The sequence below is a fragment of the Streptomyces sp. HSW2009 genome, assembly GCF_040240285.1.
In the GTDB taxonomy this organism is placed as follows: Bacteria; Actinomycetota; Actinomycetes; order Streptomycetales; family Streptomycetaceae; genus Streptomyces.
In genome coordinates, this window is record NZ_JBEHZD010000270.1 from 1 (window position 1) to 10,375 (window position 10,375).

Here is a 10,375-nt window from a genome sequence, read left to right on the forward strand (position 1 = left end):
CGGCCAGGTGGGCGGCGGTCATCTCCGGCGCCGTGTACTGCGAGTTGGGCCGCTCGGGCAGCAGGGGCGGCGCGCCGTCCAGGGCGCTGGGGGGCGTGATCCCGTAACCCGGGAGCGCGGCCGTGCCGTCCTCGCGGAAGAGGATGCCGCGCGGGTCGACCTGCCCGTGCGCGAGGCCCGCGGCGTGCAGCGCTTCGAGCGCGCTCGCCACCTCAAGGCCGATGTGGGTCGCGGCGCCCGGTTCGAGTCGGCCGTGGTCGCGCAACAGGCTGTGCAGCGACCGCGGTACGACCGGGTCCATCACCACCCACAGCGCGCCCGACTCCTCGAAGACGTCGTGCACGGCCAGCAGGTGGGAGTCGTGAGAGTCGTCCGGCACCGGCACCGTACGCACTTGACGGGACAGTCCACCGGACGCCCAACTCCCGTACGCAGCAATGGACTTGATGTCCGCCTTGGCGGCTGACCTCCCACCGGGCTTCCCGCCGGCGTCGAGCACGGGCGGGTGGAGCTGTTGGACGAGGACGGCGGTCCGCGCCGTGCGGTCGTAGCCGGACCAGTAGGTGGAGCCGGGCCGTTCGCCCCAGGCGGTGTGCAGCGAGTAGCGGTCGCGGAGGACGTCAGGGTGCGCGCCGGCCATGGGACCCCCGTCCTCCCCCGTGTGCGTCCGGCGTGGGCCACACCCGCCGGATGCGTGGAGGATAGCCCGGTACGGGGCGGAACAGCAGGGTTCGGCGGAACATCGGGCGGGGCGCACGGGGGTGCGGCGGGCGTCCGCCGGCACCCGGGCGTCCGGCGTACGAGGCCATCTGGCGCGTACGGAGCCGGCAACGGAGCCGCCTCACGTGCGGAGCCCGTCTGGCGTACGGAGCCACCTGGCGTACGGGGGCGCCCGGCGTACGAGTTGGCCACCGGCCCGCCCGCCGCCGCCCCGTCATGATCATCTAGGGTGCGCGGAAAGACTCACCCAGCAGACGAGTCAGCCAACATCGGCCAACAGGCGAGGGAGTGGGCGTCGTGTTCGGTTCTTCCGTACGGGTTCGGCGGGTTCTGGTCGGCATCACCACATCGGCCGCAGCGGGCGCGCTGGCGGTGACCGGTGCGCCGGGGGCCGCCACCGCGGCGGACTCGGGGGCGGCCGTGGACCGGCCCACCCAGGACGCGCTGGACGCCCTGGTGCGGGCGGGCATGCCGGGCGTGGCCGCCGAGACGCAGACGGCCGACGGGCGGAAGTGGTTCGGGTCCGCCGGGTACGCCGACACGGCGCAGCAGCGCGAGCGGACCGCGGGCGACCACTTCAGGGCCGGCAGCATCACCAAGACGCTGATGGCCACCGTGCTGTTGCAACTCGAAGCCGAGGGCGAGATCGACCTCGACGACTCCGTCGAGGAGTGGCTGCCGGGCGTGGTGGTGGGCGACGGGTACGACGCGGACGCCATCACCGTACGGCAGTTGCTCAACCACACCAGCGGCATCCACGACAGCGTGGAGACGCCGGAGTGGCAGCAGACCATGAACGGGCCCGGCTTCTTCGAGCACCGCTTCGACGTGAAGCGGCCGGCGGAGATCGTGGCGATGGCGCTGAAGTACCGGCCGTACTTCGCGCCGGGCACCGGCTGGCACTACTCCAACACCAACTACGTGCTCGCCGGCATGGTCATCGAGAAGGTGACCGGCGACAGTTACGCCCGCCAGGCCCAGCAGCGCATCATCGAGCCGCTGCGGCTGCGCCACACGTCCTTCCCCGGCACCGTCACCACGCTGCCGGCGCCGCACCCGGTCGGCTACTCCAAGCTGTACGCGCCGAACCCGGGCCCCGAGGTGTACGACGCCACCGAGTACAGCCCCACCTGGTCGGGCGCGACCGGCGAACTGATCAGCACCAGCGGCGACCTCAACACCTTCTTCCGCGCCCTGACCCGCGGCAAGCTGCTGCCGAAGCAGCAGATGCGGGAGATGTTCCAGACCGTGGAGACCGGCCAGCACTTCCGGTACGGGCTCGGGCTCATCGCCCGCGACCTGTCCTGCGGGACGACCGTATGGGGCCACGACGGCATCGTCTGGGGCTCCCTGACCAGCTCCGCCACCACCCGCGACGGCGCGCACTCGCTGACCTTCCAGATCAACGGCGACTGGCTGGCGGACGGCGCCCCGTACGAGAAGGTCTTCGACGCGGAGTTCTGCGCGCCGGGGCAGTCCATGACGAAGTGAGGACGTGACGTGCGGACGGGGCCCCGTGGCCGTGGCATGGCGGACGGGGCCCCGTGGCCGTGGCATGGCGGACGGGGCCCCGTGGCCGTGGCCACGGGGAAGCTCCTTGGCCGTTCCGCCACTCGGGCTCGCGCCGAGCCCGGCGGCGAGCTGTGCTCGGCTACCTGCGAGCCGGGCGCGAGCTGAATCCGGTCGAGCTCGCGGCTCAGGGCCGACTCGGACTCCTTCCGGTGTGCTCAGCCGTGTTCAGCGAGGAACAGCACCGCCCGGGGACTCGGCACTCAGGAGTGTGAGCAGCCCGGGGAATCTCTTCTCGATGTCCGCGCGTCGTAGTCGGATGCCCTTGCGGTTGCCGTAGTCGACCTCGTCAATGAGACCCGCCTCGCGCAGGACCCGGAAGTGGTGGGTCTGGGTCTGCTTCGAGATCGGAAGATCGAACGAGTTGCAGCCCCGCTCGCCGTCGCTGCGGTCGGCGGCCAACTCCGTCATCACCGAACGACGGTGCGCGTCGGCGAGGGCGCGAAACACCGCACCCAGATCGAGCGCATCGACCTCCGGACCGACCAGGTTCCTTCCGGCCACGCGGCACCCTCCTTCAGGTATGACTTGCATCGTACCTGAGGGGCATGCTTCTCTGGCCAGGTACGAAATCGATCGTACCTTGGTCCGGTTGCACCGCCCCGTGCCGCCGCTCCCTCAGACCCGGCCCGGCACTCGCCGGGGGACCTGGTCATCGACACTCCGAGAGGTCGTCGTCATGAAGAAGCCCGAGGTGCTGATAGTCGGTGCCGGAATCGCAGGGCCCGCACTCGCGTACTGGCTCTCCCGGAAGGGATACCGGCCGACAGTCGTCGAACACGCCCGGCAGCTACGCTCCGGTGGTAGCGCGATCGTCGTGAAGGGGCCCGCCATCCCGGTCGCCGAGCGCATGGGCGTCCTCCCGCAGCTCCGCGAGCTCGCCACCCGCAACAGGTCGCTGACCCTGCTCGACCCCGGCGGCAGGCGCATCCTGCAACTCCCGCTCACCTCGGACAAGGCGCCGACGGTCGAGGTGACCCGAGCCGACCTGTCCGAGGTGCTCCACCGGTCGGCGCGGACCGAGGCCGAGTTCTTGTTCGACGACACGGTCACCGCTCTCGACCAGGATGAAGACGGGGTGGACGTCACCTTCCGGCGGTCCGCGCCACGACGCTTCGACTTGGTGGTCGGAGCCGACGGGACGCACTCCACCGTACGGCGCCTGGTGTTCGGCCCCGAGCAGCAGTTCGCGAGCGACCTGGGCCTGTACGGCGCGACCGTCCCGCTGGAACCCGCCGCCGTCGAGGACCCGACCGAGATGACCATGCTGACCGTGCCGAACCGGATGCTGGTCCTCCACCCCTCGCGCACCACCCCGCTCGCGATCTTCACCTTCCGGGCCGCACAGCCAGCGCCCCACGACCGCAAGGACATCGCCCGGCACAAGCAGACCGTGGCCGACGCCTACGCCGACGTGCGGTGGCGGGCACCGGAGCTCGTGGCGGCGTTCCTCGACCACCCGGCTCCGTTCTTCGACCCCCTGACCACCGTCCGGGTGCCCTCGTGGTCCCGCGGACGGGTCGTACTGCTCGGGGACGCGGCGGCGGCGACAGCCCTGCTGGGTGACGGGTCCAGCATGGCGATGACGGGCGCGTACGCCCTCGCAGAAGAGCTCGCCGCCCATCCCGCTGACCACGCCCGCGCCTTCGCCGCCTACGAGTCGCGGCTCCGCCGCGAGGTAGGCCCGCGGCAGCGACGCGTCGGGCTGCTCTCCAGACTCATGGTGCCCCGCACCCGGCCGGGCCTCGCGGTGCGCAACGCGGTGGGCCGCGCGGTCGGTCGCACGAACCGGGTCGCCTCTCGCGAAGCCGCGAACCGGTAGACCGAGCCCGCACCGACCGGTCACCGGCCCGTGCGCAGCTCCCCCGCACCTCCCCACCGGGTCGGTCGGCGCCATCGTGAAGACCACCCCCACCCTTCGGCGCGCCTCAACCGAGGTTGGAAAAGGCTCAGGGCTCCCTCGTTCTCGCCCGGCGACGCGGGTGGCACGGGCGGCGGTGCGGGCGGCACGGGCGATGGCGCCCCGCAGCCCCTCCGCCGACGCCTCGCGGGCCAGGCAGGTCAGCGCGCGTCGGGGGAAACCGCGTTGCGGGTGGGTGGGGGACGGTGTTCGGTGGGGTTGGCGTGGGCGGCCCCACCGCGCGTACGCCCCCTACGCTCCGCACTCCGCGCGCACCCGCACGCGTACCCGCACCCGCGTACCCGTGAGCACCGCGTACGCGCCGGGTGCGCACCCACGAGAGAGGCCCGTCCCGATGGACGTTCTGACGACACACCGCGCCCTGCTGCACCGACTGTTGCCGGGCGAGACTACGGACCAACTGGCCGTGCTCGAAGGGCAGTTCCACTATGTGGTGCGCGGCGCTCGGTGGGTCGTCTGTCTGCCGCGTACGGCCGCGGCGGCGCGGCGACTGCCGCAGCGGGCCGCCGTCCTGCGCACGCTCGCCGGACTCGACCTCGGGTTCCGTACGCCGGAGCCGATCGCCGACGGGGCGGAGGGCGTGCACGGGGGCGGGGGCGGGGCCGCCCGCGCCGGCCCCGCCCCCCCCCCCACCGCCCCCCCCGTACCCCCCCCCCGCCCCCTCCCCCGCCCGCCGCGGGGGGGGGGGGGGCCCGCCGCCCGGGGGCCGCGGCCCGCCCCCGGCCCCCGGCCGGCCCCCGGGGGTGCGGACCGCGGGCGCCGACCCCCCCGGGGGGGGGGGGGGGCCCGGGGGGGGGGGGGGGGGCCGCCTGCGCCGGCACGGCCCCCGCCCGTACGGACCCGCCCTTCCTCGTCCTCCGCCGCATCCCCGGCGCGCCGCTGGAACGGGGCGCGCTCGACCGGCCCGGGGTCGGCGATGCGGTGGCGGCGCAGTTCGCCGCGCTGTTGGCCGGGCTCGCGGCGGCCGGGGGCGAGCCGCGGGTGCGGGCGGCGCGGCCGGCCGCGCCCGCCGACCGGTGGCGGCGCTTCGCGGAGCAGGTACGGGCGGAGTTGTTCGGGATGATGTCGGCCGCCGGGCGGGAGCGGGCGGCGGGCGAGTTGGCCGCGGTGACCGCGCTGTCCCGGCGCACCACCGCCCTGGTCCACGGCGACCTCGGCGCCGAGAACGTCCTGTGGACGACCGACGCCGCCGGGCTGCCCCTGCTCAGCGGGGTGGTGGACTGGGACGAGGTGATGCTCGGCGACCCGGCCGAGGACCTGGCCGCCATCGCCGCCAGCTACGGCCCCGACCTGCTCGCCCGGGTACGCGCCCACGCCCCCGCACCCGCCCCGGACCTCACCGCCCGCAGCGCCGCGATCCGCGCCACCTTCGCCCTCCAACAGGCCCTGGCCGCCCATCAGGACGAGGATGCGGAGGAGTTGGCGGACGGGTTGGCGGGGTACTGCTGAGGCGGGCTGGTTGGTTGGTTGATGGGTGGGGTGTTGCTGAGCCGGATGGGTTGGTGGGGTGCTGGTCGGCCGGAGTGGGGTGTTGCGTACGGCGTACTGGCGCGGGCGTCAGAACGGGGCGAAGGCGCATCAGCGAGCGTCGCCGGCGCAGAACTCAGCCTCGACGGCCGCGTCCTCCAGCCGCTGCTCGCCCCAGTCACCGTTGCGGTTGACGGTCATGACGTGTCGGCCGTCGGCCGTGGCGAGGGTCCGGGTCGCGGAACCCGGGATCATGCCGCCGTGGCCCCACGCCCGACAGCCCTCCTTGAGCTGGAAGTGCCGGATGCCGAGACCGTAGACGTCGTTCGGACCGCCGTGCCCCTTGTCCCCGTCCACGGGAACCGCGTCCAACAACTGCCGTTGCTGAGCGGACGGCAACAACTCGCCAGCCAACAACTTGGAGAGGAAGGTGTTCACGTCTCCGGTGGTCGAGATCAACTGCCCGGCGGAGAAGGCCACCGTGGGGCTGAACTCGGTGACGTCGCGCTGCCTGGCCTGCGGTCCGTCCTCGAACAGGGTGGAGTAGTGCGTGGCGTGCGGCGCGGGCAGCTTGGGCGAGAGGCCGGGCACGCTCGTGCCCCGCAGGCCGAGCGGCTTGATGATGCGACGCTCGACGGCCTGCGCGTAGGTGGAGCCGGCGGCCCGTTCGATGACCATGCCGGCGAGAACGTAGTTCGTATCGGAGTAGTCCCACCTGCCGGGCTTGCCTGGCCTACTACCCTGCTCCGGTTGGAAGTTGGGCGGGTGGGCGAGCGCGATGTCCACCAGCTTCCGCGGGGACCACCTGACGTGGCGATTGCGGTCGAACTCGTCCCCCGCGTAACGGGCGCGGAAGCCCTCGTCCATGTTGTAGTCGAAGATGCCGCTCGTGTGGTTGAGCAAATGCCGCAGGGTGATCTTCCCCGGCCGGTAGCCCTTGCCGCACACCACCCCGGGCAGCCATTTCGCCACGCTGTCGTCCAGGGACAGCTTCCCCTCGGCTTCCAGCTTGAGCAGCACCGTGGCGGTGAAGGTCTTGGTCACGCTGGCGATGCGAAACCTGTCCTGAGCACTCCGCTCCCGCCCGGAGGCCACGTCCCCGACCCCGGCCCGCCCGTTCCACACCCCGCGCGCGTCCCGCACCTGGGCGATGACACCGGGCGTGCCCTGCGCAACGATCTCGTCCAGCACGGCCTGGGTCGGCGCGTGACGGGCCTGGTCCGCCGGACGTAATCGCGACGCAGACCGGTCCGGCGAGCCGGTCGACGCGGCGGTGACGGCGAGTGCCCCCAGCCCGACGGCGACGACGACGGCGAGGGCAACAGCGACGAGTAGACGGCGAGACGATGTCTGATCACTCATGGAAACAGCTCACCAAGCGTCCACCCCACACACCATCGGGAAACACCCGGAAACGGGTCAGGGGGACGACCTAAGGGTGCGGCGTGCGGCGAACCGGGGGGCTGGGGGGCGGTGCGGCGGGGTGTTGCTTGTGTTCGGGGTGGCGGCAGGTGTGCTGGGGCGGGGTTGCCGTGCTTCGGCTGAACGTCGATGCCGACCGGATGGCGCAGGGCGCACTCCGCGTCAGTCGGGGACTGAAACCGCACCGTCCAGATGCTCCGCGATACGAGCGATGGTTCGCGCGTTGTCTTCGAACAGGTGGGCCCGCATGCCCGTCTGCCGGGCGGCCTCGACGTTGACCGCGACGTCGTCGATGAAGAGGCAGTCTTCCGCACGCACTCCCAGGCGGGCCGCCGTCACCTCGAAGGCCCGCAGGTCCGGCTTGCAGATCCCGATCTCGTGGGAGTAGACGATGTGCTCGACCAGTTCGTCGAAACGGTACAGCGCCGTCTCCCGTTCCCGGGCCCCGACGAAGCTGTTGCTCAGAATGCCCAGCTTGCAGCGGGACCGCAGACCTCTCGCATACGCAATCAGTTCGTCGTTCGGCGTTCCCAGGTACTCGGCCCACAGATCACCCATGAAGGCTTCCACCTGGTCCGCGTCAAGTTGGAGAGCGTCAGCGACTCGGGCGTGCACCTCGCGCTCGCTGATCGTCCCGACGCTCCCTGCCTGCCATGCCTCTCCCAGCCGCTCGTGCACCGCGCCCCCCGGCAACCCGAGCCGCTGTTCCCAGCGTTGCACCCACCCCGTCGCGGGAGTGATCTCCAGTACGCCGCCGATGTCGAATATGACGCAGCACGAGTCCATACGCATCTCCCCTTCGGTGGTTGCACGATCGGGCCCCAGACCCGCGCGCACTCCGCTCAGCGGCCCCTGCACATTACTGGCCTTCGCCGCCCAGCCCTGCGAGATGCCGAGGGGATCTGCACCATGGCCGCCGCCCAACTCTCTCGGCTGGGTCAGCCAGTCGCCGTCCTTCCCGTGCCCCACCCGCGTCTGTTCCGCCTCCTCGGCGAACTTCTCGATTCCCTGGACAGCGGCCCCGTACCGGCGCAAACGCCCTGACCTGCGGCTCTGTCTCCGCCCCTCCCCCTAACCCACCAACGCCGCACCCAGTGGCGAAGCCGTCAAGCCGAAGGTTTCGCGGAGGTCCGTGTCGTCCACCAGGAACGGGCGTTCCGTCATGTAGCCGAGTTCGGTGAACTCGCGCCACAGGGGGTCGCTGAAGGACAGCAGGGTCAGGTCGCGTTCGGTGAGTTGGTCCAGGCGCGGTTCGGGGGCGTCGTGGAGTGCGGCGAGTTCGGTTGCGGCCCGGCGGACGGTCGTGGTGATGACGGGGGCGTGCCAGGGGCGGCCCCAGGTGCGGTCGTCGTCGCCGCGCGCGACGAGCGCCGCCGCCACGTCCTCGGTGTAGGAGAACGCGTGGGCCGCGTCCGGGTTGCCGTGGACGAGGGCGAGTTCGCCGTCCCGTACCCGGGGGGCGACCAGCAGGGTGAACGCCGAGATCGCGCCCGGGCCCAGGTACTGGCCGGCCCGTACCTCCGTCACCCGCAGCCGTCCCGCGTCGTGTGCCGCCTTGGCCTGCTGCCACAGTTCGGCCCGTACCCGGCCCTTGCGGGTGCGGGAGGTGAGCGGGGTGCCTTCGGTGAGCGGTTCGGTGCTCGGCCCGTAGCCGTAGTGGTTGCCGAGCATCACGTAGTCGGCGCCGGCCCGTTCGGTCGCCGTGAGGATGGCCGTGAAGAGCGGCGGCAGCGTCTCGGGCCAGGTGTGGTACGCGGTCATGGCGGCGTTGACGACCGTGTTCGCGCCGGTCAGCGCCGTCGTCAACGCGTCGGTCTCGCTCGCGTCCAGGGCGACCCGCTCGATCCCCGCGTGGTCGGGGCCGCTGCCGCTGCGGGTGATCAGGCGGACCTGGTCCCCGCGGTCGGCCAGGCGCCGCGCGGTCGCGACCCCGGTCGCGCCGGCCCCGATGACGACTCGTACAGCCATGGCGTTCTCTCCGTGCTTCGTGTGGTGGGGGATGCGGGAGTGTGGGGGCCGGGCTCCAGGCGGCGGCCCCGGGTGGGGCGACGGGGTGTGGGGCCCGGCCGCGCGCCCCCCTGTGGCGGGTGGCCGGCCGGTAGGGTCAGTGGCCACATTGCCAAGAGCTCCAAGGATCTGGCCATGCACCGTGTTGCCGTCCTGGCCGTGCCGCCGGTCAAGCCCTTCGACCTGGCCATGCCGGCAACGCTGCTCGGCGCCGCGGAGGTGGCGGGGCGGCCCGGCTACGAGGTGACGGTGTGCACGGCCGAACCCGGTGTGCTCGACGCGTCCGGGGGGATCGAAGTGGTCGTCCGGCAGGGCCTGGATGCGGTCGCCGACGCCGACACCGTGATCGTCCCCTCCACCGCGAGCCGGCACGACGCGGGCCCTGCCGCGCTCGCCGCGCTGCGGGAGGCGGCTGACGCGGGCAAGCGGGTCGCCTCGATCTGTAGCGGCGCCTTCGTCCTCGCCCAGGCCGGTCTGCTCGACGGCAGGGTCGCCACCACCCACTGGGCGCTCGCCGACGAACTCCAGCGCGCCTTCCCTGCCGTACGGGTCGACGCCGACCGGATCTTCGCCGACGAGGGGCGGATCGTGACCGGCGCGGGTTCGGCCGCCGGGATCGATCTGTGCCTGTACCTGATCGGCTGCGACTACGGGGCGGCGACCGCCAACGCGGCGGCCAGGGCCGCGGTGGTCACGCCGGTGCGGCACGGCGGGCAGGCCCAGTTCGTCCGCACCCCGCTGCCGGCCGAGACGAACTCCTCGCTTGACGCGGCCCGCACCTGGGCCATGGGCCGGCTCGACCAGCCGATCTCACTGGCCGAGTTGGCCGCCCGAGCGCAGGTCAGCGTGCGGACGCTGACCCGGCGGTTCACCGCCGAGACGGGCGTGACGCCCTTCCAGTGGCTGCTCCAGCAGCGATTGTTGCGGGCCCGCGAACTCCTGGAGACCACCGACCTCACCGTCGACCAGGTCGCCGACCGCAGCGGCCTCGGCTCCGGCGAATCCCTACGCCAACACCTGGCCCGCCACCTTGGCACGACCCCGATCGCCTACCGGAACGCCTTCACCCAACGGCCGGGGGCCCACCCCGCGCGGAGCCGGGGCGGGGCCCTGGGGTGAGGCACCCGGGTGGACCCCCGAGTGGGGTACGGGGCGCGCGGGGGGGGGCCCCCCCCCCCCCCCCCCCCCCGCCGCGGGGGGCCGCCCCCCCCGGGGGGGGGGCCGGGGGGGGGGCCCCCCCCCCCCCCCCGGGGCCCCCCCCCCCCCCGG

At 73.0% G+C, this 10,375-nt stretch carries 8 protein-coding genes and 2 pseudogenes; 5 read left to right on the forward strand and 5 right to left on the reverse strand.

Features of this window, described 5'->3' with window-relative positions; all coding sequences use genetic code 11:
* A partial coding sequence (locus tag AAHZ94_RS19865) for a protein kinase domain-containing protein (protein WP_502964720.1) occupies positions 1-640 on the reverse strand: 640 nt, incomplete at its 3' end.
* Between the two features lie 377 nt (positions 641-1,017).
* Between AAHZ94_RS19865 and AAHZ94_RS19870 the strand changes: the two genes are divergently transcribed.
* The gene (locus tag AAHZ94_RS19870) at positions 1,018-2,211 is read left to right on the forward strand and encodes a serine hydrolase domain-containing protein (protein ID WP_349994319.1); all 1,194 of its coding nucleotides are present in this window, start codon (positions 1,018-1,020) and stop codon (positions 2,209-2,211) included.
* A gap of 246 nt (positions 2,212-2,457) precedes the next feature.
* On the opposite strand, the gene AAHZ94_RS19875 is transcribed toward AAHZ94_RS19870, so the two are convergent.
* On the reverse strand, positions 2,458-2,793 hold the full coding sequence (locus tag AAHZ94_RS19875) for an ArsR/SmtB family transcription factor (RefSeq protein ID WP_349994320.1): 336 nt from the start codon (positions 2,791-2,793) through the stop codon (positions 2,458-2,460).
* A 175-nt stretch (positions 2,794-2,968) separates the two neighbouring features.
* Here AAHZ94_RS19875 and AAHZ94_RS19880 point away from each other — a divergent pair, with 175 nt between their 5' ends.
* The 3 genes and pseudogenes from AAHZ94_RS19880 to AAHZ94_RS19890 form a co-directional block, all read left to right on the forward strand.
* Entirely contained in the window at positions 2,969-4,111 is a 1,143-nt protein-coding gene (locus AAHZ94_RS19880) for an FAD-dependent monooxygenase (protein ID WP_349994321.1), read from the forward strand.
* 433 nt (positions 4,112-4,544) lie between these two features.
* Positions 4,545-4,786, forward strand: a pseudogene (locus AAHZ94_RS19885) (phosphotransferase); the annotation flags it as partial.
* Between the two features lie 246 nt (positions 4,787-5,032).
* Positions 5,033-5,659, forward strand: a pseudogene (locus AAHZ94_RS19890) (phosphotransferase family protein); the annotation flags it as partial.
* A gap of 129 nt (positions 5,660-5,788) precedes the next feature.
* Here AAHZ94_RS19890 and AAHZ94_RS19895 read toward each other — a convergent pair.
* The 3 genes from AAHZ94_RS19895 to AAHZ94_RS19905 form a co-directional block, all read right to left on the reverse strand.
* Positions 5,789-7,039, reverse strand: coding sequence for a serine hydrolase domain-containing protein (locus AAHZ94_RS19895; protein WP_349994322.1), 1,251 nt, complete (start codon positions 7,037-7,039; stop codon positions 5,789-5,791).
* Positions 7,040-7,261: 222 nt separating this feature from the next.
* Positions 7,262-7,885, reverse strand: coding sequence for an HAD family hydrolase (locus tag AAHZ94_RS19900; RefSeq protein ID WP_349994325.1), 624 nt, complete (start codon positions 7,883-7,885; stop codon positions 7,262-7,264).
* Positions 7,886-8,170: 285 nt separating this feature from the next.
* Positions 8,171-9,067: an NAD-dependent epimerase/dehydratase family protein gene (locus AAHZ94_RS19905; RefSeq protein WP_349994323.1), complete on the reverse strand. Its 897-nt coding sequence runs from the start codon at positions 9,065-9,067 to the stop codon at positions 8,171-8,173.
* A 174-nt stretch (positions 9,068-9,241) separates the two neighbouring features.
* On the opposite strand from AAHZ94_RS19905, the gene AAHZ94_RS19910 reads away from it, so the two are divergent.
* Positions 9,242-10,225 (forward strand): GlxA family transcriptional regulator, encoded by a 984-nt coding sequence (locus AAHZ94_RS19910; protein WP_349994324.1) that lies wholly within the window; start codon positions 9,242-9,244, stop codon positions 10,223-10,225.
* Positions 10,226-10,375 lie beyond the last annotated feature (150 nt).

What these genes read in the sequence shown, in the direction of transcription:
- AAHZ94_RS19905 (WP_349994323.1), bottom strand. Translation starts at nt 9,067, where the DNA reads ATGGCTGTACGAGTCGTCATCGGGGCCGGCGCGACCGGGGTCGCGACC.
- AAHZ94_RS19880 (WP_349994321.1), top strand. Translation starts at nt 2,969, where the DNA reads ATGAAGAAGCCCGAGGTGCTGATAGTCGGTGCCGGAATCGCAGGGCCC.
- AAHZ94_RS19895 (WP_349994322.1), bottom strand. Translation starts at nt 7,039, where the DNA reads ATGAGTGATCAGACATCGTCTCGCCGTCTACTCGTCGCTGTTGCCCTC.
- AAHZ94_RS19900 (WP_349994325.1), bottom strand. Translation starts at nt 7,885, where the DNA reads ATGGACTCGTGCTGCGTCATATTCGACATCGGCGGCGTACTGGAGATC.
- AAHZ94_RS19910 (WP_349994324.1), top strand. Translation starts at nt 9,242, where the DNA reads ATGCACCGTGTTGCCGTCCTGGCCGTGCCGCCGGTCAAGCCCTTCGAC.